General features: G+C 69.2%; 17 protein-coding genes and 4 tRNA genes. 13 read left to right on the top strand and 8 right to left on the bottom strand.

From position 1 onward, the window contains the following. Nucleotides 1–99 precede the first annotated feature (99 nt). From purS to purM, 11 genes are all read left to right on the top strand, one after another. Nucleotides 100–363, top strand: coding sequence for a phosphoribosylformylglycinamidine synthase subunit PurS (purS, locus tag ACQEV2_RS20300; RefSeq protein ID WP_030251612.1), 264 nt, complete (start codon nt 100–102; stop codon nt 361–363). Next, entirely contained in the window at nt 360–1,040 is a 681-nt protein-coding gene (gene purQ, locus ACQEV2_RS20295) for a phosphoribosylformylglycinamidine synthase subunit PurQ (protein ID WP_398811948.1), read from the top strand. The genes purS and purQ overlap by 4 nt, the downstream gene beginning before the upstream one ends. Beyond that, a complete protein-coding gene (gene purL, locus ACQEV2_RS20290) occupies nt 1,037–3,295 on the top strand; it encodes a phosphoribosylformylglycinamidine synthase subunit PurL (protein WP_433043196.1) in 2,259 nt (752 codons plus the stop codon). Before purQ ends, purL begins: the two co-directional genes overlap by 4 nt. Before the next feature lie 285 nt (nt 3,296–3,580). Next, nucleotides 3,581–4,027: a hypothetical protein gene (locus ACQEV2_RS20285; RefSeq protein WP_433043193.1), complete on the top strand. Its 447-nt coding sequence runs from the start codon at nt 3,581–3,583 to the stop codon at nt 4,025–4,027. A gap of 43 nt (nt 4,028–4,070) precedes the next feature. Next, nucleotides 4,071–5,621: a peptidoglycan-binding protein gene (locus ACQEV2_RS20280; RefSeq protein ID WP_433043190.1), complete on the top strand. Its 1,551-nt coding sequence runs from the start codon at nt 4,071–4,073 to the stop codon at nt 5,619–5,621. A 5-nt stretch (nt 5,622–5,626) separates the two neighbouring features. Beyond that, nucleotides 5,627–6,115, top strand: coding sequence for a protease inhibitor I42 family protein (locus ACQEV2_RS20275; protein WP_433043187.1), 489 nt, complete (start codon nt 5,627–5,629; stop codon nt 6,113–6,115). Between the two features lie 41 nt (nt 6,116–6,156). Continuing rightward, nucleotides 6,157–6,552, top strand: coding sequence for a hypothetical protein (locus ACQEV2_RS20270; protein WP_433043184.1), 396 nt, complete (start codon nt 6,157–6,159; stop codon nt 6,550–6,552). Between the two features lie 49 nt (nt 6,553–6,601). Then, nucleotides 6,602–7,399: a sterol carrier family protein gene (locus ACQEV2_RS20265; protein WP_433043181.1), complete on the top strand. Its 798-nt coding sequence runs from the start codon at nt 6,602–6,604 to the stop codon at nt 7,397–7,399. Between the two features lie 68 nt (nt 7,400–7,467). Beyond that, complete coding sequence (locus tag ACQEV2_RS20260; protein WP_433043178.1) at nt 7,468–8,262, top strand: META domain-containing protein; 795 nt, start codon at nt 7,468–7,470, stop codon at nt 8,260–8,262. 61 nt (nt 8,263–8,323) lie between these two features. Continuing rightward, complete coding sequence (gene purF, locus ACQEV2_RS20255) at nt 8,324–9,853, top strand: amidophosphoribosyltransferase (protein ID WP_433043175.1); 1,530 nt, start codon at nt 8,324–8,326, stop codon at nt 9,851–9,853. Between the two features lie 33 nt (nt 9,854–9,886). Beyond that, entirely contained in the window at nt 9,887–10,966 is a 1,080-nt protein-coding gene (gene purM, locus ACQEV2_RS20250) for a phosphoribosylformylglycinamidine cyclo-ligase (RefSeq protein ID WP_433043172.1), read from the top strand. 87 nt (nt 10,967–11,053) lie between these two features. Here purM and ACQEV2_RS20245 read toward each other — a convergent pair whose 3' ends face one another. Continuing rightward, nucleotides 11,054–11,302 carry a DUF3073 domain-containing protein gene (locus tag ACQEV2_RS20245; protein WP_433043169.1) on the bottom strand — a complete coding sequence of 83 codons (249 nt, stop codon included), beginning with the start codon at nt 11,300–11,302 and terminating at the stop codon, nt 11,054–11,056. A gap of 313 nt (nt 11,303–11,615) precedes the next feature. Next, on the bottom strand, nt 11,616–12,704 hold the full coding sequence (locus ACQEV2_RS20240; RefSeq protein WP_433043166.1) for a Leu/Phe/Val dehydrogenase: 1,089 nt from the start codon (nt 12,702–12,704) through the stop codon (nt 11,616–11,618). A gap of 221 nt (nt 12,705–12,925) precedes the next feature. On the opposite strand from ACQEV2_RS20240, the gene ACQEV2_RS20235 reads away from it, so the two are divergent. Both ACQEV2_RS20235 and bldC read left to right on the top strand, forming a co-directional pair. Then, nucleotides 12,926–13,768: a hypothetical protein gene (locus ACQEV2_RS20235; protein WP_433043163.1), complete on the top strand. Its 843-nt coding sequence runs from the start codon at nt 12,926–12,928 to the stop codon at nt 13,766–13,768. A 566-nt stretch (nt 13,769–14,334) separates the two neighbouring features. After that, nucleotides 14,335–14,541 (top strand): developmental transcriptional regulator BldC, encoded by a 207-nt coding sequence (bldC, locus tag ACQEV2_RS20230; RefSeq protein WP_003949541.1) that lies wholly within the window; start codon nt 14,335–14,337, stop codon nt 14,539–14,541. 529 nt (nt 14,542–15,070) lie between these two features. On the opposite strand, the gene ACQEV2_RS20225 is transcribed toward bldC, so the two are convergent. The 6 genes from ACQEV2_RS20225 to ACQEV2_RS20200 form a co-directional block, all read right to left on the bottom strand. Beyond that, on the bottom strand, nt 15,071–15,265 hold the full coding sequence (locus ACQEV2_RS20225) for a DUF6274 family protein (protein ID WP_433043160.1): 195 nt from the start codon (nt 15,263–15,265) through the stop codon (nt 15,071–15,073). Nucleotides 15,266–15,438: 173 nt separating this feature from the next. Beyond that, nucleotides 15,439–15,513, bottom strand: a tRNA-Asp gene (locus ACQEV2_RS20220). Between the two features lie 94 nt (nt 15,514–15,607). Next, nucleotides 15,608–19,585 carry an ATP-dependent RNA helicase HrpA gene (hrpA, locus tag ACQEV2_RS20215; protein ID WP_433043157.1) on the bottom strand — a complete coding sequence of 1,326 codons (3,978 nt, stop codon included), beginning with the start codon at nt 19,583–19,585 and terminating at the stop codon, nt 15,608–15,610. 194 nt (nt 19,586–19,779) lie between these two features. Continuing rightward, nucleotides 19,780–19,853, bottom strand: a tRNA-Phe gene (locus ACQEV2_RS20210). Nucleotides 19,854–19,878: 25 nt separating this feature from the next. Next, nucleotides 19,879–19,953, bottom strand: a tRNA-Asp gene (locus tag ACQEV2_RS20205). A 37-nt stretch (nt 19,954–19,990) separates the two neighbouring features. Beyond that, nucleotides 19,991–20,063, bottom strand: a tRNA-Glu gene (locus ACQEV2_RS20200). Nucleotides 20,064–20,087: the final 24 nt, after the last annotated feature.

Here is a 20,087-nt window from a genome sequence, read left to right as displayed (position 1 = left end):
CACGTAGATTCCTACAAGTCGACGCGCGTAGAAATTTTGTGCAGGTAGTCTGAAACCACCTGCAGGAACCTGCTCAGCACCACACCACCGGGAGTGCACGTGGCACGCGTCGTAGTCGACGTCATGCTCAAGCCGGAGATCCTCGACCCCCAGGGCCAGGCGGTGCAGCGCGCACTGCCGCGGCTGGGTTTCGACGGCATCTCGGACGTACGTCAGGGAAAGCGTTTCGAACTGGAAGTTGACGGGCCGGTCGACGAGGCCGCGCTCGCCCGCATCCACGATCTTGCGGAATCCTTCCTCGCCAACACCGTGATCGAGGACTTCACCGTCCGCGTCGAGGAAGTCGCGGAGGCCGTGAAGTGACCGCTCGTATTGGCGTCGTCACTTTCCCGGGCTCTCTCGACGACCGGGACACGCAGCGTGCGATCCGGCTGGCGGGCGCCGAACCCGTCGCCCTGTGGCACAAGGACAAGGACCTCAAGCAGGTCGACGCGGTGGTGCTGTGCGGTGGTTTCTCCTACGGCGACTATCTGCGCGCCGGGGCCATCGCCCGTTTCTCGCCGGTGATGGACACGGTCATCGAGCAGGCGAAGGCCGGCCTGCCGGTCCTCGGCATCTGCAACGGCTTCCAGATCCTCACCGAGGCCCACCTCCTGCCCGGCGGGATGCTCGGCAACGACCACCTGCACTTCATCTGCCGCGACCAGAAGCTGCGGGTGGAGAACGCGGACACCGCCTGGACCACCGACTACACGGCCGGCCAGGAGATCCACATCCCGCTGAAGAACATGGACGGCCGCTATGTGGCCGACCAGTACACGCTGGACAAGCTGGAGGCCGAGGGGCGCGTCGCCTTCCGCTACCTCGACTTCAACCCCAACGGCTCGCTCAACGACATCGCGGGCATCACCAACGAGGCCGGCAACGTCGTGGGCCTGATGCCGCACCCGGAGCACGCCGTGGAGCCGCTCATCGGCACCGGCCGCACCGACGGCCTCCCCTTCTTCACCTCGATCCTCAAGAAGCTGGTCAACGCATGAGCCGGACGCCTCTGGACACGGTCGAGCACGCGGCCGCGACCCCCGACGTCGAGCTGCCCTGGGCCGAACTCGGCCTGAAGAAGGACGAGTACGAGCGGATCGTCGAGATCCTCGGCCGTCGGCCCACCGGTGCCGAGCTCGCCATGTACTCGGTCATGTGGTCCGAGCACTGCTCGTACAAGTCCTCCAAGGTCCACCTCCGCCAGTTCGGAGAGAAGGCCCCCCAGTCCGACGCCCTCCTCGTCGGCATCGGCGAGAACGCCGGTGTCGTGGACGTCGGCCAGGGCTACGCGGTCACCTTCAAGGTCGAGTCGCACAACCACCCGTCGTACGTCGAGCCCTACCAGGGCGCGGCGACCGGTGTCGGCGGCATCGTCCGCGACATCATCGCGATGGGCGCCCGCCCGGTCGCGGTGGTCGACCCCCTGCGCTTCGGCGCCGCCGACCACCCCGACACCAAGCGCGTCCTCCCGGGCGTCGTCGCCGGCATCGGCGGCTACGGCAACTGCCTGGGCCTGCCCAACATCGGCGGCGAGGTCGTCTTCGACGCCTGCTACCAGGGCAACCCGCTGGTCAACGCCGGTGCCATCGGTGTCATGCGGCACGAGGACATCCACCTGGCGAAGGCGTCCGGCGCCGGCAACAAGGTCATCCTGTACGGGGCCCGTACCGGCGGCGACGGCATCGGCGGCGCGTCGATCCTCGCCTCCGAGACCTTCGACGACGCGAAGCCCTCCAAGCGCCCGGCCGTCCAGGTCGGCGACCCCTTCCAGGAGAAGCTCCTCATCGAGTGCACCCTGGAGGCGTTCAAGGAGAAGCTGGTCGTCGGCATCCAGGACCTCGGCGCGGCGGGCCTGTCCTGCGCCACGTCCGAGCTGGCGTCGAACGGCTCCGGCGGCATGCGCGTGACGCTCGACGACGTCCCGCTCCGCGACTCGACGCTCTCGCCCGAGGAAATCCTCATGAGCGAGTCGCAGGAACGCATGTGCGCGGTCGTCGAGCCGCAGAAGGTCGACCGGTTCCTGGAGATCTGCGAGAAGTGGGACGTCATCGCCACCGTCATCGGTGAGGTCACCGACGGCGACCGCCTGGAGATCTACTGGCACGGCGGCAAGATCGTCGACGTCGACCCGCGGACGGTGGCCCACGAGGGCCCGGTCTACGAGCGGCCGTACGCCCGTCCGTCCTGGCAGGACGAGCTGCAGGCGGACGACGCGAACAAGCTGCCGCGCCCGCAGTCGTCCCAGGAGCTGAAGGACCAGGTCCTGAAGCTGGTGGCCTCGCCCAACCAGGCCTCCAAGAAGTGGGTCACGTCCCAGTACGACCACTTCGTGCAGGGCAACACCGTCCTCGCCCAGCCCGAGGACTCCGGCATGATCCGCATCGACGAGGAGACCGGCCTCGGCGTCGCCATCGCGACGGACGGCAACGGCCGGTACGCCAAGCTGGACCCGTACGCGGGCGCCCAGCTGGCCCTCGCCGAGGCCTACCGCAATGTCGCCACGACCGGCGCCAAGCCGCTCGCGGTCTCCGACTGCCTGAACTTCGGCTCGCCCGAGGACCCGGCGGTGATGTGGCAGTTCGCGGAGGCGGTGCGCGGACTGGCGGACGCCTGCCAGCAGTTGGGCACGCCGGTGACCGGCGGCAACGTCTCGCTCTACAACCAGACGGGCGAGGCGGCGATCCACCCGACCCCGGTCGTCGCGGTCCTCGGCGTCATCGACGACGTCGCCCGCCGCACACCGGTCGCCTTCCAGGAGGAGGGCCAGCTGCTGTACCTCCTCGGCGACACGCGTGAGGAGTTCGGCGGCTCGGCCTGGTCGCAGGTCGTGCACGACCACCTCGGTGGTCTGCCGCCCAAGGTCGACCTGGAGCGTGAGCGCCTGCTCGCCGAGATCCTGATCTCCGCCTCCCGCGACGGCATGATCGACTCCGCGCACGACCTGTCCGACGGCGGCCTGATCCAGGCGGTCGTCGAGTCGGCGCTGCTCGGCGGCAAGGGCGCCCGCCTGATCGTCCCGGACGGTCTGGACGCCTTCACCCTCCTCTTCTCCGAGTCCGCGGGCCGCGCGATCGTCGCCGTACCGCGCTCCGAGGAGGTCCGCTTCAACGACATGTGCGGTGCCCGTGGCCTGCCGGCCACCCGCATCGGTGTCGTCGACGGCGACTCGGTGGAGCTCCAGGGCGAGTTCGCCCTCACCCTGGAGGAGCTGCGCGAGGCGCACGAGGCGACCATCCCGGCGCTGCTGGCGTAGGCAGTCAGGCAGTCGTAGGACGATGCAGGCCCGCCCGGGCAGTTTGGGGCGGGCCTGCCCGCTTTCCGGGGCCCTGAGTGACGTCGCCTCGGCCACGAGCGTTCCCGTGCTGCTGACAGCTTGTTCGCCGGATGATGCCGATACGTCCACACCGTGATCACCGGATCGATCGACGACCACCTAGCATGAACCCGTCATCACAGCGGCCACCTCACCTGCGGTAACTCACCGCACGGCAGGTGGCCTTGACGCGATCACGGGATGCGGCACACGGGGGAGGGCGCGATGAGCGCTGTGGGGGCCGGGAGCGGCTACCAGGTACAGGCCGGTGACTTGGACACGGAGGCCGACAAGCTGGACGCCGCCGGGGACGACACGGACGGGATCCGCAAGGCGATCACCGCCACCCAGTGCTACACGCCGGAGGCGCTCGGTGGGTCCGACATGGGCCCCGCCTTCGCCGACTACGCCGGGGCCTGGGAGGCCGAGGCGAAGACCCTGGCCGACGCTCTGCACGAGCTCGCCGGCCGGGTGCGCAACTCCACTCGTGCCTACCACGCGGCGGAAGGGGATGCCGTCGGCGGGTTGCGCGCCGCGTCTTCCGGTAGCGACATCGTCGCCCCCATCGCGTACGGCGACCGGCCGCCCGCAGCGCGGGCTCATCCCGTCGGGGACGTCAGCACACAGCCCGCTCAGGCCGCCCCGGGCGCCACCCTGTCCGACTTCGACTGAGCCCCGCCTTCCGACGCCCCTTCCGCCACGCCCAGGGACCGCTGTGACCGAATCCACCACCGACCGCCGCGAACGCCTCGCGCAAGTGCGTTCCACCATCGCAGGCGCCGAGAGCAAGAACGATCTCATCGAGGCCATCGATGCCGCTCTGGCCGTTGCCGCCCCATCCGGCGACCCGGACACCCTCAGGATCCTCGCCAAGCGCTACCGCTCGCAGGCCGACGACGCCGACGACGTGCGCGACCGCGTCGACAAGGTCGCCAGGCAGGGCCTGCCGAACGCCTGGGTCGGCACCACCGGCGCCCGTGCCGGTGAGGTCGTCGCCGCGGCGTCCCGCTCGGCGGACCAGATGGCCTGCGCCTTTCGTGATGGCGCCCAGGCGCTCCTGACCCTGGCCGACGTCCTCGACGATGCCCGGCGCCGTGACCGGACCGGCCGCGAGCAGCTGCGCGAGGCCCGCGGACAGCTCGGTGGGGAGGACGGCTGGTTCGACGACCTGCATGAGGACGACGGTGAGGAGCAGGCCCGGGTACGCGCCAGGGCGATCGCCACGGCCGGAGCCGACGACCGGGTCGCTGCCGCCGTGGCCGCCGATGACGCGGCCCGGGCCGCCGCCCGCGACCTGAACAAGTACGCCGCCGAGGCCCGCGCCGGCCAGATGCACACCGACAACCTTTCCGCCGCCGACCGCCTCGTGCTGGCCGACACCGCCAATGTCGACGGCGACCGCGAGCTGAACGAGATCCTCACCGCCAACGATCTCGAACGCGCCGGCAACCGCATGGAGAAGCTCTCCGCCGCCGACCAGAACCGGATGGAGCGTCTGCTGGCGGACGCGAGGACTCCGCAGGAGCGCGCGTATCTCATGAAGTCGCTTGCCGCCGGCTACGACGTCGACGAGGTCGAGGACTTCGCAGGGAAGATCCACGGCAAGGACCCGCGGTGGCTGCAGGAACACCTCGCGCCCGTCACCACCAACAGCTGGGGGAAGGAGGAGCAGACGTACGGCCGGGCGAACTGGTCGCAGGACGGCGCCACCTGCGTGCCGTCCTCCACCGTCACCGCGCGCGCCATGGTGGACCCGGTGTACGCGCTGGAGCTCACCGGCGGCCCGGACGGCACCGACGACTCGCCCGAGGCGTTCCGCGAGCGGCTCACCGACGAGCAGATGCGGCTGCACGAGGAGGGTGACGGCGCCAACTCCGGCTGGCTGTGGGATCGGCAGCCCGCCGGCATGGACTCCGAGGGGCAGGAGGAGATCTCCAACTCGCAGCTGTCACCGCACACCGGAGACCGCTACGACGTCCAGGAGATGGGGTCCGACGACGACCGGCGCGATGTCCTGACCGACATCGAGAAGTCCGTCGCCGAGGGCAAACCGGTGCCGATCAACATCGAGGGGCACGAGGACAACGGCGACTGGGTGGGGCACGGCATGATGATCGTCGCCCAGGAAGGCGACATGCTGCAGATCTACAACCCATGGGGTACGACCACGTGGGTCAGTGAGGAGGACTTCGTCAAGGGAGACCTCAGCGCGGCGAGCGACGGCCGGTTCACCAACATCAACAACGTCTACATCGAGCAGGGATGACCACCGTGCGCATACGCACCGCCCTCGGAACCCTCCCTCTCGCGGCTGTCGTCGCCGGCTGCGGGCTGACCGGACCCGCCGCGTACGGCACCGACGAGCGCACGGTGACCGCCGAGGTCGGCGAGGAGTTCACCCTGGAGGTGCCCGCCAGCCCCGCGCTCGGCGAGAACTGGTACCTGGCGGAGCCGCGGCCGGACTCGGCCGTCCTGCGCTACGAAGGCCGAGGCGAGGACACAGAGGGCGGCGACGAAGGCGTCACCGGCAGCGGCGACGGCACCCAGCACTTCGATTTCACCGCGGTGGCGCCCGGCAGGACCACGGTGAAGCTGCTGTACTGCCCGCACGGGCTGTGTCACAGCGCGGCCGAGGTCACAGCGAGTCCGTCCCCCGGGGGGACCGCTTCGCCCCGGCCGGTCACGACGGCAGCCGGCACAGCCACCCCGGACGACACGGACAACCCCACCTACTACCTCTACACGATCACCGTCCGCTGAATCGCCCGCAGTCGACCGCCACGCAGCCGAGGATCACCGCCATGCCGCCCACCCCCACCACCCGCACCGACGACGAGCTGATCGCGGCCACTGACGTCGGCAGCCTGCTGCTCTACGGGCTCACCCGGGACGCCTTCCGCACCGCACTGTTCGGGGACGGGGCCGTCGCGGCCGCCGTCACACTGGACCGGCTCGGGGTCCTGCCGCGCTCGGTGGCGTTCCTCGCCGACACGGTGCGCGCCGGGGGTGTGCGGTACGTCGCCGAGCTGCCCGAACCCCTGCCCTCGGCCGAGGCGTCGGAGGTGCTGCGCGGCTGGCTGCGGACCGCCGCGGACGTGGCGGCCGCTCCGGACACCGAGGACCTGACCGCGCGCTGGCTGGACACCGTCGCCGAACTCATCGGAGCACGCCGCGATGCCCGCGGGTCCCACCAGTAGAGGCAGACAGGCTCTGACGAGGGCTGCGCGGCCTGCATAGGCTGCCCCCATGTCCCCGGCCAAGAAGCGCGCCCGCACCTACGACCCCGCCAAGATCCGCACCGCGGTCCTCACCCAGTTCGGCAACGTACGACAGGCCGTACGCGCCCTCACCGACGCGCAACTCGCCCTCCCCACCCGCCTGGAGGGCTGGACCGTACGGGACCTGGCCGCGCACGTGACCATGGCCGTGGAGACCGTCAGCCGCAACCTCGACCGCGACGAGCCGGCGAAGGCGGAGCTCGCCCTGCTGGACTGGCCCTTCGCCACCGCCGCCCGCGCCGGTGACATCGCCGACGGCACGCGCGACCTCGCCGCCGCCCACCCCGACCTCGACGCCCTGTACGCCCGCACCGAGGAACGCCTCACGCGGAAGCTCGCGGACGCCCCCGGCGACCGGCTCCTCGCCGCCCGCACCGGTGCCATGACCCTCGCCGACTACCTGGTCACCCGTACCGTCGAACTCGTCGTCCACACCGACGACCTGAACGCCGCCGTCCCCGGCCTCGACATCCCGTACGACCGCCAGGCCCTCGCCGCCTGCACCCGCCTCCTCGCCGACGCCCTCGCCGCCAAGGCGCCCGGCGGCTCCACCGAGGTGCGGATCCCGCCGTACGCCGTCGTGCAGTGCGTCGAGGGGCCGAAGCACACCCGGGGCACCCCGCCCAACGTCGTCGAGACCGACCCGCTGACCTGGATCCGGCTCGCGACCGGGCGGGTGACGTGGCAGGACGCCGTCGCGGAGGCCAAGGTGAGCGCGAGCGGGGAGCGGGCCGACCTGGGCGGGCTGCTGCCGCTCATGGGGTGAGACGCCGGGTGGGACACGACAAGCGGAACCGAGCGGAACCAGTCCCGTGTCCCTCCCGTCCCACCGGCATGAACACACTCGGCACCCTCGCCATGGACAAGCAGCGACTGGCCGCCTTCGCCGCGCTGACCCTCCTCCCGCTCGCCGTGGCCTGCGGCAGCGAGGACGCGGGCAGTGACGCGGTCGGTGCCGGGGCGGCGGCCTCGGTCACCGGCGTCCACTGGGCCGTCGACGACATCACCGTCGACGGAAAGAAGAGCGACGCGCCGAGCGGCGCCTGGCTGCGCATCGCCGACGGCGGCGAGGTCAAGGGCAGCCTCGGCTGCAACGCCTTCGGTGCCGACGCCGCCTTCGCCGACAGCCACGTCACCTTCGACCAGATGCAGGCGACCGAGATGGCCTGCGAGGGCGTCCCCCCGAACTTCGAGACGACCCTCGCCGACACCCTCTCCGACGGCGACCTCACCGCCGAGGTCAAGGACGGCAAGCTCACCCTCACCACGGCGGACGGCGACCGCGTCGCCCTCACCAAGCAGGACGCCGCCCCGCTCAAGGGCACGAAGTGGACCATCACCAGCCCCGACACCGACGGCAAGGCCCACCTCACCATCGACGAGAAGACCGGACAGGTCAGCGGCAGCCTCGGCTGCAACAAGGTGAGGGCCACGGCGACGGTCCGCGACGGCCGTATCACGCTCGGCACCGCGTCCACCACGCGCATGATGTGCGACACCTCACTCATGAATACGGAGAAGGAGCTCCTGCGCCTCTTCGACGGCACGGTGAAGTACGAAGTCGAACACCGGAACCTCACCCTGACCAGCGAAAACGGCGAGCGGGTCAGCGCTGCCGCCGCCGAGTGATCCTTTACGGGCGCGTATCCCCAATTCGGACCAGTGGTCGATCTCGCCTACACTCGGTGGCGTGCCACGTGGTGACGGTCGACTCAATCACGATCTGCTTCCCGGCGAGAAAGGCCCCCAGGACGCTTGTGGCGTCTTCGGTGTCTGGGCTCCGGGTGAAGAGGTCGCAAAGCTCACGTACTTCGGGCTCTACGCCCTCCAGCATCGGGGCCAGGAATCCGCGGGAATCGCGGTCAGCAACGGCTCCCAGATCCTCGTCTTCAAGGACATGGGCCTGGTCTCCCAGGTCTTCGACGAGACCTCGCTCGGTTCGCTCCAGGGTCACATCGCGGTCGGACACGCCCGCTACTCGACCACCGGTGCCTCCGTGTGGGAGAACGCGCAGCCGACGTTCCGCGCCACCGCGCACGGTTCCATCGCGCTCGGCCACAACGGCAACCTGGTCAACACCGCCCAGCTCGCGGAGATGGTCGCCGACCTGCCCAAGCAGGAGGGCGGCCGCACCCCGCGCGTGGCGGCCACCAACGACACCGACCTGCTGACCGCGCTCCTCGCGGCCCAGGTCGACGAGGACGGCAAGCCGCTGACCATCGAGGAGGCCGCGCACCAGGTCCTCCCGCAGGTCAAGGGCGCCTTCTCCCTCGTCTTCATGGACGAGCACACCCTCTACGCCGCCCGTGACCCGCAGGGCATCCGCCCGCTGGTCCTCGGCCGCCTGGAGCGCGGCTGGGTCGCCGCGTCCGAGTCCGCCGCCCTCGACATCGTCGGCGCCAGCTACGTCCGCGAGATCGAGCCGGGCGAGTTCGTCGCCATCGACGAGAACGGCCTGCGCACCTCCCGATTCGCGGAAGCGAAGCCCAAGGGCTGCGTCTTCGAGTACGTCTACCTGGCTCGCCCGGACACCGACATCGCCGGGCGGAACGTCTACCTCTCCCGCGTGGAGATGGGCCGCCGCCTGGCGAAGGAAGCCCCGGTCGAGGCCGACCTGGTGATACCGACCCCGGAGTCCGGCACCCCGGCCGCCATCGGCTACGCGGAGGCGTCCGGCATCCCCTTCGGCGCCGGCCTGGTGAAGAACGCGTACGTCGGACGTACGTTCATCCAGCCCTCGCAGACCATCCGCCAGCTCGGCATCCGCCTGAAGCTGAACCCGCTGAAGGAAGTCATCAAGGGCAAGCGCCTGGTCGTCGTCGACGACTCGATCGTGCGCGGCAACACCCAGCGCGCCCTGGTCCGCATGCTCCGCGAGGCGGGCGCCGCCGAGGTCCACATCCGGATCTCCTCGCCGCCCGTGAAGTGGCCCTGCTTCTTCGGCATCGACTTCGCCACCCGCGCCGAGCTCATCGCCAACGGCATGACCATCGAGGAGATCGGCACCTCGCTGGGCGCCGACTCGCTGGCGTACATCTCCATCGACGGCATGATCGAGGCGACCACCATCGCCAAGCCGAACCTGTGCCGCGCCTGCTTCGACGGCGAGTACCCGATGGAGCTCCCGGACCCCGAGCTGCTCGGCAAGCAGCTCCTGGAGACCGAGCTCGCGGCCGGTACGGCCGCCCCGGCTGCCGTCGACGCGATCCGTCGCCCGTAAGCCCGTAGCAACCAACCCGAAAGATCCCAGGCAATGTCTGAGACAACTACCGGTGCTTCCGGTGCGTCCTACGCGGCTGCCGGCGTCGACATCGAAGCGGGCGACCGCGCGGTCGAGCTGATGAAGGAGTGGGTGAAGAAGACCCAGCGCCCCGAGGTCCTCGGCGGCCTCGGCGGTTTCGCCGGCCTCTTCGACGCCTCCGCCCTCAAGCGCTACGAGCGCCCGCTGCTCGCCTCCGCCACCGACGGTGTCGGCACCAAGGTCGACGTCGCCCGCCAGATGGGTGTCTACGACACCATCGGCCACGACCTGGTCGCCATGGTCATGGACGACATCGTGGTGTGCGGCGCCGAGCCGCTGTTCATGACCGACTACATCTGCGTCGGCAAGGTCCACCCCGAGCGGGTCGCCGCCATCGTCAAGGGCATCGCCGAGGGCTGTGTGCTCGCCGGCTGCGCCCTGGTGGGCGGAGAGACGGCCGAGCACCCCGGTCTGCTGGGCCCGGACGACTTCGATGTCGCCGGCGCCGGTACGGGCGTCGTGGAGGCCGACCGGCTGCTGGGCGCGGATCGCATCCGTAAGGGTGACGCGGTGATCGCCATGGCGGCGTCCGGCCTTCACTCGAACGGGTACTCGCTGGTCCGGCACGTCCTGCTGAACCAGGCCGGTCTCGCCCTGGAGGCACAGATCGACGAGCTGGGCCGCACCCTCGGCGAGGAGCTGCTGGAGCCCACCAAGATCTACTCACTGGACTGCCTGGCCCTCACCCGCACCACGGACGTACACGCGTTCAGCCATGTCACGGGCGGCGGCCTCGCGGCCAACCTGGCCCGGGTCATCCCGGACGGCCTGCACGCGATCGTCGACCGCTCCACCTGGACCCCGGCGCCGATCTTCGACCTCGTCGGCAAGACGGGTCAGGTCGAGGGCCTGGAGCTGGAGAAGACCCTGAACATGGGCGTCGGCATGATCGCGATCGTGCCGCAGGAGTCCGCGGACGTGGCCCTGGCGACGCTGGCCGACCGAGGCGTGGACGCCTGGGTCGCGGGCGAGATCACGGACAGGGGTGAGCACACCACTGGTGCCGCCCTCGTCGGCACGTACTCGAACTAACGGCGCACCGCGAGCTGATCCCCGCAGGCAGCACAGAACCCGGTCGGTGACCGTCGGCCACCGACCGGGTGAGTGCTCAGTGCAAAGTCAAGCGCCGCGACGCTGTTGCGAGGAGTCCCCGTCTTCGTCGTCGTCGTCCTCGTAGAGGTCGGCGTACTTCGAGTACAGGTCGTCGTCGTCCTGCTCATCGTCCTCGAAGCGGTCGCCGTTCGGCGACTGGTTCGACGTCGATGCGCCCAGCTCTTCAGCCAGGCGTGAGAGGTCCGTCCCACCGCTGTTGTACTTCAGCTGGCGGGCGACCTTCGTCTGCTTGGCCTTGGCCCGGCCGCGCCCCATGGCTCGACCCCCTCAACGACGGGGCTCGACGGCCCCAGAGTCTGACACGCGTTCATGATCCGGAACGGACTCTCCGTGGAGAGGCCGGTCCGTAGGGCTTCCACGGTACCTGAGCCCGCGCCCATACGGTACGTCGCCCGCAGCACAGGCGTGTGCCCAGGACCTTCGAGGTGCCCTGTCCTCGCTGGTCAACCGCGATTTTAACCACTTATTGGCGGTCGACCCGCCGGTAAGAGTGAGAGTTCTCTCCAACTGCCCACCGGCGGGTACCGGCCAAACCCGTGTTGAGGGTCCGGTCGAGCGCTTGTGCGGATCAGCGTGCCCCGCGCGCCTCCGCCATCCGCTGCTCGGCGATCCGGTCGGCCGCGGCGGCCGGCGGAATCCCGTCCGCCTTCGCACGTGCGAATATGGCCAGCGTGGTGTCGTAGATCTTCGCGGCCTTCGCCTTGCACCGGTCGAAGTCGAAGCCGTGCAGTTCGTCGGCGACCTGGATGACACCGCCGGCGTTCACCACGTAGTCGGGCGCGTAGAGGATCCCGCGGTCGGCGAGGTCCTTCTCGACGCCCGGGTGCTCGAGCTGGTTGTTGGCGGCGCCGCAGACGATCTTCGCGGTCAGCGCGGGCACGGTGTCGTCGTTCAGGGCCCCGCCGAGCGCGCAGGGGGCGTAGATGTCGAGGCCCTCCACGCGGATCAGGGTCGCGGTGTCGGCGACGGCCGTCACGCCCGTCGGGTGGGCGGCGAGGATCCGGCCCACGGCCTCCTCGCGGACGTCCGTGATGACGACCTCGGCGCCCTCCGCGCGCAGGTGCTCCACCAGGTGGTGGCCGACCTTGCCGACGCCGGCGATGCCGATCTTGCGGCCGCGCAGCGACGGGTCGCCCCACAGGTGCTGGGCGGAGGCGCGCATGCCCTGGTAGACGCCGAAGGCGGTGAGCACGGAGGAGTCGCCCGCGCCGCCGTTCTCCGGGGAGCGTCCGGTCGTCCAGCGGCACTCGCGTGCCACGACATCCATGTCGGCGACGTACGTACCGACGTCACAGGCGGTGACGTACCGCCCACCGAGCGAGGCCACGAACCGGCCGTAGGCCAGCAGCAGCTCCTCGCTCTTGATGCGGTCCGGGTCGCCGATGATCACGGCTTTGCCGCCGCCGTGGTCGAGACCGGCCATGGCGTTCTTGTACGACATCCCGCGCGCGAGGTTCAGCGCGTCGGCGACGGCCTCCTCCTCGGTCGCGTACGGGTAGAAGCGCGTGCCGCCGAGGGCGGGGCCCAGGGCGGTGGAGTGGATGGCGATGACGGCCTTGAGGCCGCTGGCGCGGTCCTGACAGAGCACGACTTGCTCATGACCCCCCTGGTCCGAGTGGAACAGGGTGTGCAGGACGCCGTGTGTTACGTCGGTCACTGTGGTGACTCCTGAGTACGTTGCGGCGATTGGAGCGAGCTCCCGTACAGGTGGCGGGTGCTGTGAGCATGAGATTAGACCCGGAAGCGCCCCTCCAACCCGCAGTGCTCAGGATCACCTACTCCCGGAGTACAGCCGTGCGACGATTTGCATAGTTTTCCCGCCACTTTGTGAGCGGGTTTCGCAGGTTTTCCTGGCAGACGGCGGGGGAGGGAGCAGGCGTGCCCAAGGTGTCCTCGGTGATCGTCCCGTACGCGACCTATCTGCGTGTGTACGAGCCGCTGGCCGCCTTCCCGGAGCCGGAGCGCAGCCACTGGGCGCGCTACGCCCGCCGCCCCGACCGTCCCTCGTACCAGGACGAACTGCGCCGCTCCCTGGCCGACTTGCTGCCCACCCCGCCGATCCCGGTGCCGGTGCACGAGAGCAGCGACGCCTTCGTGCTGGAGGCCGACGGGGTGCTGTGCGTGTGCCCGTGGCGCACCCGGCTGCGGGGTTGGCAGGCGCTCGGGGAGCTCGCCGAGGAGCTGCCGAAGCCGGTGCTGGAGGCGGTGCTGCCGGAGGTCGTACGGCGCCAGGCGGCCCAGGACTACGAGCGCTGGCTGGCCCGCAACCCGGATGCCCGGCCCTGGATCCGTACCTCGACCTGGCAGGTGCCGCTGCACTGGTTCGTGCTGGTGTCGGACGAGGAGCGGCGCTTCGAGAAGGGCTCGGGCGAGATCCCGCCGATGCTGCGCTACCGGACGCCGATGGTGCAGGCGCGGCGGCGGGTGGCGCGGGCCCTGCGGACGCTGAAGGAAGCCATCGACGAAGGGCCCCTCATCGACGGCCTGGTGGACGTCGGGCGCTGGCTGGAGGAGTTCCATCCGCGCTCCCTGGTCGAGCTGGACTACGGCGGCCTGGTGCACACCCTGCCGATCGGCGAGCTGGAGGACGACCACTCGGCGGCCGATGTGGCCGACGGCATCGAGGCGCTGCGGCTCGGCGACGGGGCGGCCGCGGGGGCGGCATACGCGCGGCTCGTGGAGCGGTGGCGGGCGGTGCGGGACCGCCGGTCGGCGAACTGAGCGGTCCGGACCGAGCGGTCCTGTGTGATCTGGCGCACTCTGTGAGGTAACGAACTGGCGTTTGACGGGCCGCCCGTTTTGGGGTTTCGTGCTCGCTCTGAGGTTCTTGATGCCTCGTCAAGTGGGACGTAGGACCCGATCCGGGCGTATGCATCAAGGATGAGTCAACGCGTGTAAGCGTGACGGACCGCACTTACGCGGCTCTTGCGCCCCTAACCCTTCCTCGTGCCAAAATAGGACAAGGAGTCCGGGGAGGGCTCTAGCTCGACATTGCACGCTTTGGGGGGTCTTGAGACTCCTGCGCGCCACTGTGACTGATCGTCACAGTGGCGTGACTGTCCGCTATGGCATGGTCCATCGGCTTCCGTCGCTGATGAACACCTGGGAGGGCAATTCCATCGGTTTGGCCGACGCGGCTGGACAGATGGTGTAGTTGTAGTGCCGAGGACAAGCCGTTCGTCCTATAACCGACTCGACTCGCGTCCGCCATTTCGGGCAACGCGGGTCAAGGTGCAGAATTTAGAGGAAAGAACCGAGAAGGTTCGGTTCTCCCGAGGAGGCCGCTCATGACCGCTCGCACCCCTGATGCCGAGCCGCTGCTGACCCCGGCTGAGGTCGCCACCATGTTCCGTGTGGACCCGAAGACGGTCACGCGGTGGGCGAAGGCCGGGAAGCTTACTTCCATCCGTACGCTCGGCGGGCACCGCCGCTACCGCGAGGCTGAGGTGCGCGCACTGCTCGCGGGCATCCCGCAGCAGCGCAGCGAGGCCTGAACAACTTCATAACCGGGCAAACCGGCGGTTCCCCCAACTTGCCGTGGCGCCCGAACCCTAGCTCCAAGCGACGCGGGTTCTGCCCCAACAGAGCCCACGCCCAAGCCGATCAGAGCTCTTCAGGCACGTGACAAGGGTGCGTCGTCGATCGCGCTGGACTCCGCCGGGTCCAGCGCGATCTTTTTTGTGTGCGGAGCGTGCGCCGACCGGGGTCCTGTGGGCAGGCTTGTCGGACTCTGGGGAGGGCTGTCGGATCTCCTGTGGAGTCGCCCCTGGGCGTTCCTTGGGCGGCCCTTGGCCGGCCGATGGGTGGTCACTGAGCGTGTGCCGGGCGATCGCTGGAAGCTGGTGCAATTGCACATATTAAATTGACCAGTTGTAGGCAGGGTGTAAGTACCGCGTTCCCGGAAACTCATGCGGTGACACCCGTCACACGCCCCGGTGCTTGTTGCCTCCGGCGCAAGTGCGCTAAGGGGGGACGCGTGTTCCAGCGCCCCATGGAGGCACGGGAGTTGAGGTCCGCGAGAGGTCAGGCAGTGGAAGCGGTTTCGTCCTCGGTGACCTCGGCCGGAGCCGTCCGAGGCGTGCGCGGGGCGGAGTCCATCGCCAGGCGGAGCAGGTGGTGGCAGATCGGGCAGTGGCGGGTGAGATGCCGAAAGGATGAGGCGGCCGACAGGTGCGCGCGAAGCAGTGCCCGCGTCTCGTGCCTTGCCGATGCCGCCATACGCCACCTCCGGGGGCCACGCGGGGAAGGTGCCCTGAGTTCTGGGTACCGAGCGAATGTGACGCCGTCAAGGTGTCGAGGGCCCCTGCGGCCCTGTGATCCCCCGGACTCCCGCGAACCGGGACATGAAGAAGGCCCGCACCCTGTGAGGGATGCGGGCCTTCTTCCTACTGCGGTCCTGACGGGATTTGAACCCGCGGCCTCCACCTTGACAGGGTGGCGAGCACTCCAAACTGCTCCACAGGACCAGGTTTCGCTGCGCCATTCGTGCGTTGCGCTGCGAGAAGAGACTGTACAGGAGGGTGAGCCCCCTGGTCGAACTCACCCTGCGTGCACAGGCCGTTACGGTGCCAGCGCGTCGATCGTCTTCACGATCCGCTTGTCGGAGACGGGGTACGCCGTGCCGAGCGCGTGGGCGAAGTAGCTGACGCGGAGCTCCTCCAGCATCCAGCGGACGTCCAGGACCTGCTGCGGGACCGGGCGGCCCTGCGGCATCTGCTCCAGGAGCCAGGCGTACTCGTCCTGCATCTCGTGGACCTTCTCCATGCGCGTCGTGTCGCGCTGGACGTTCGTCGGCATCTGCTGGAGCCGGCGGTCCACCGCGATCAGGTAGCGCATCAAGTCGGGCAGCCGGCGCAGGCCCGCCTCCGTCACGAAACCGGGCTTCACAAGGGCGTCCAGCTGCTTCCGCACGTCCGTGAGGTTTGCGAGCAGGGCAGGGCTGCGTACGGCCTTCAGACGGCGTTCTGCGGCCTGCCAGGCGGCGAGGACCTGCTGCACCCGGTCCACCGTACGGACCGTCGTGTCGACGATCTCCGCGCGCACCTTGTCGTACAGCTTCCGGTACGACTCCTCGTCCCACGCCGGCCCCCCGAAGTCGGCGATCAGCCTGTCCGCCGCCGCCGTCGCGCAGTCCTCGAACAGGGCCTGGATCGAGCCGTGGGGGTTGGCGGACAGGGCGAGCTTCTGGGCGTTCGTCAGCTTTTCGGATGCGAACTTCGCCGGATTGACCGGGATGTTGCGCAGGATCAGGCGGCGCGTGCCCTTCCACATCGCCTGCGCCTGTTCCGCCTCCGTGTCGAAGAGGCGCACGGAGACCGTGTCGCCGTCGTCCACCAGCGCCGGGTACGCCTTGACCGGCTGGCCGGCGCGGCGGGTCTCGAAGACGCGGGTGAGGGAGCCGATGGTCCAGTCGGTCAGGCCCTTGCGCTCCAGGGACTCGCCGCCCTCGCGGGACGCGGTGGCCGCCGCGGCCTGGGAGAGGGCCTTGCGCGCCTTCGGCTTCAGGCGCAGCTTCAGGGCCTCCAGGTCCTTGTCCTCGGCCAGCTTGCGGCGCCGCTCGTCGACGATCCGGAACGTGATGCGCAGATGGTCGGGAACCTTCGACCAGTCGAAGTCGTCGGCGGTGAAGGGGACTCCGACCATGCGCTTCAGCTCACGCGCCATCGTGACCGTCAGCGGCTCCTGGAGCGGGACGGACGTATCGAGGAACCGCTTGGCGAAGTTCGGCGCCGGCACATAGTTGCGGCGGATCGGCTTCGGGAGGGAACGGATCAGCTCCGTCACCAACTCCTCACGCAGGCCCGGGATCTGCCAGTCGAAGCCCTCGTCCGTGACCTGGTTGAGGACCTGGAGCGGAATGTGGACCGTCACACCGTCCGCGTCCGCGCCCGGCTCGAACTGGTACGTGACACGGAACTTGAGCGGCCCCTGCCGCCACGAGTCCGGATAGTCGGCCTTCGTGACCGCCTCCGCCGACTCCCGGATGAGCATCTCGCGCTCGAAGTCCAGGAAGTCCGGCTGCTCGTGCCGCTTGTGCTTCCACCAGGAGTCGAAGTGGGCGCCGGAGACGACGTGGTCGGGCACCTTCTGGTCGTAGAAGTCGAACAGCGTCTCGTCGTCGACGACGATGTCCCGGCGCCGCGCCCGATGCTCCAACTCCTCGACCTCACTGAGGAGTTTGCGGTTGTCGGCGAAGAACTTGTGGTGCGTGCGCCAGTCGCCCTCGACCAGGGCGTTGCGGATGAACAGCTCGCGGCTGACCTCCGGGTCGACACGGCCGTAGTTCACCTTGCGCTGCGCGATGATCGGGACGCCGTACAGCGTGACCTTCTCGTACGCCATCACCGCCGCCTGGTCCTTCTCCCAGTGCGGTTCGGAGTACGTCCGCTTCAGCAGGTGTTCCGCGAGCGGTTCCACCCACTCCGGTTCGATCTTGGCGTTGACGCGGGCCCAGAGGCGGCTCGTCTCCACCAGCTCCGCCGACATCACGAAGCGCGGGGGCTTCTTGAAGAGCGCCGAGCCCGGGAAGATCGCGAACTTGGCGTTGCGGGCGCCCAGGTACTCGTTCCGGCCGCCGTCCTTGCGGGCGCCGGGGCCAGAGTCCTTGGACTCCTTCACATCCTTCATGCCGATGTGGGAGAGAAGGCCGGCGAGGAGGGAGACATGGATGCGGTCGGCCGGGGCGTCGTCCTCATTGAGGTGGATGCCCATCTGCTTGGCGACCGTGCGCAGCTGGGTGTAGATGTCCTGCCATTCGCGAATGCGCAGGAAGTTGAGGTACTCCTGCTTGCACATGCGCCGGAAGGAGCTCGATCCCCGCTGCTTCTGCTGCTCGCGGATGTAGCGCCAGAGGTTGAGATAGGCGAGGAAGTCGCTGGTCTCGTCCTTGAAGCGGGCGTGCTGCTGGTCGGCCTGGGCCTGCTTGTCGGCGGGGCGCTCGCGAGGGTCCTGGATGGAGAGCGCGGCCGCTATGACCATGACCTCGCGGACACAGCCGTTCTTGTCGGCCTCCAGGACCATGCGGGCCAGGCGCGGGTCGACGGGCAACTGTGCGAGCTTGCGGCCGGTGTCCGTCAGCCGCTTGCGTACGTCCTTCTGCGTCGGGTCCAGCGCGCCGAGCTCCTGCAGGAGCTGCACGCCGTCGCGGATGTTGCGGTGGTCCGGCGGATCGATGAACGGGAACTTCTCGATGTCGCCGAGGCCGGCCGCGGTCATCTGCAGGATGACGGAGGCGAGGTTCGTACGGAGGATCTCCGCGTCCGTGAACTCCGGGCGGGCGAGGAAGTCGTCCTCGGAGTACAGGCGGATGCAGATGCCGTCCGAGGTACGGCCGCAGCGGCCCTTGCGCTGATTGGCGCTGGCCTGGGAGATCGCCTCGATGGGCAGCCGCTGGACCTTGGTGCGGTGGCTGTACCGGCTGATCCGGGCGAAGCCGGGGTCGATGACGTACTTGATGCCCGGGACGGTCAGCGAGGTCTCGGCGACGTTCGTAGCCAGAACGATCCTGCGCCCGGTGTGGGGCTGGAAGACCCGGTGCTGCTCGGCATGCGAGAGACGGGCGTAGAGGGGCAGGACCTCGGTGAACCGGTAGTTCTTCTTGACCAGCGCGTCCGCCGTGTCGCGGATCTCCCGCTCACCGGAGAGGAAGACGAGGATGTCGCCCTTGCCCTCGCCCTGAAGCTCCTCCACGGCATCGCAGATCGCGGTGATCTGGTCCCGGTCGGAGTCCTCACTGTCCTCCTCGAGGAGGGGCCGGTAACGCACCTCCACGGGATACGTCCGCCCGCTGACCTCGATGATCGGCGCGTCGTCGAAGTGCCGGGAGAAACGCTCGGGGTCGATGGTCGCCGAGGTGATGACGACCTTCAGATCCGGCCGTTTGGGCAGCAGCTGGGCCAGATACCCCAGCAGGAAGTCGATGTTGAGGGACCGCTCGTGGGCCTCGTCGATGATGATCGTGTCGTAGGCGCGCAGCTCGCGGTCGGTCTGGATCTCGGCGAGCAGGATGCCGTCCGTCATGAGCTTGACGAAGGTGGCGTCCGGGTTCACCTGGTCGGTGAACCGCACCTTCCAGCCGACGGCCTCACCGAGCGGCGTGTCCAGCTCCTCCGCCACGCGCTCCGCCACCGTACGGGCGGCGATACGGCGGGGCTGCGTGTGCCCGATCATGCCGCGGACACCACGTCCGAGCTCCAGGCAGATCTTCGGGATCTGGGTCGTCTTCCCGGACCCGGTCTCACCGGCGACGATCAGGACCTGGTGATCGCGGATGGCGGCCGCGATGTCGTCCTTCTTCTGACTGACCGGCAGCTGCTCCGGATACGTGACCGCAGGCACACGGGTGCGCCGCGTGGCGATACGCTCCTCGCCCCTGGCGATCTCCGCCTCGATCTCGGCGAGCACGGCGGCCCGCGCCTCCGGCTTACGGATCTTGCGCGCACCTTCGAGCCGCCGGCCGAGTCGCTGGGCATCGCGCAGCGAGAGCTCGGTCAGGCGGGGGGCGAGGGCGCCGAGGGCGGGGGCAGGGTGCGTAGACATACGCGATCCAGGATCGCATCCCGACGAAATCCGAGGCGAACGCTTTTGCCTCCGGCGGTGGGGCCAGATGCCCGCGGCCCGCCTCCTGCCCGCCTTTCCGACGCCCCGCCCCCCCCGCCCGCCTGCGCGATCGCTCGTACAGCGAGACATGAGACACACAAAAAGGCCCCGATCCGAAGATCGGGGCCTCGATGTGGCTGGGGCCGGGGTCGAACCGGCGACCTATCGCTTTTCAGGCGATCGCTCGTACCAACTGAGCTACCCAGCCATCAAGGCTTTTTGTAAAGCCTTTGCGGTCCTGACGGGATTTGAACCCGCGGCCTCCACCTTGACAGGGTGGCGAGCACTCCAAACTGCTCCACAGGACCAAGCGATGTGTACGACAGTGTCGCACACCGTACTGCGTGCCCCCAACGGGATTCGAACCCGTGCTACCGCCTTGAAAGGGCGGCGTCCTAGGCCGCTAGACGATGAGGGCTATCGGCCCGCCTGGGCGCTTCTC

The organism is Streptomyces sp. CA-251387, from assembly GCF_050936625.1.
Classification (GTDB): domain Bacteria; phylum Actinomycetota; class Actinomycetes; order Streptomycetales; family Streptomycetaceae; genus Streptomyces.
The sequence above is the reverse complement of the archived record's forward strand: the minus strand, read 5'-3'. Positions and strand labels throughout refer to the sequence as shown.

Coding starts and splice junctions, on each gene's coding strand:
- purL (WP_433043196.1), top strand. CDS start 1,037: ATGAGCCGGACGCCTCTGGACACGGTCGAGCACGCGGCCGCGACCCCC.
- ACQEV2_RS20285 (WP_433043193.1), top strand. CDS start 3,581: ATGAGCGCTGTGGGGGCCGGGAGCGGCTACCAGGTACAGGCCGGTGAC.
- ACQEV2_RS20270 (WP_433043184.1), top strand. CDS start 6,157: ATGCCGCCCACCCCCACCACCCGCACCGACGACGAGCTGATCGCGGCC.
- ACQEV2_RS20265 (WP_433043181.1), top strand. CDS start 6,602: ATGTCCCCGGCCAAGAAGCGCGCCCGCACCTACGACCCCGCCAAGATC.
- ACQEV2_RS20260 (WP_433043178.1), top strand. CDS start 7,468: ATGAACACACTCGGCACCCTCGCCATGGACAAGCAGCGACTGGCCGCC.
- purM (WP_433043172.1), top strand. CDS start 9,887: ATGTCTGAGACAACTACCGGTGCTTCCGGTGCGTCCTACGCGGCTGCC.
- ACQEV2_RS20245 (WP_433043169.1), bottom strand. CDS start 11,302: ATGGGGCGCGGCCGGGCCAAGGCCAAGCAGACGAAGGTCGCCCGCCAG.
- bldC (WP_003949541.1), top strand. CDS start 14,335: ATGACCGCTCGCACCCCTGATGCCGAGCCGCTGCTGACCCCGGCTGAG.
- ACQEV2_RS20225 (WP_433043160.1), bottom strand. CDS start 15,265: ATGGCGGCATCGGCAAGGCACGAGACGCGGGCACTGCTTCGCGCGCAC.
- hrpA (WP_433043157.1), bottom strand. CDS start 19,585: ATGTCTACGCACCCTGCCCCCGCCCTCGGCGCCCTCGCCCCCCGCCTG.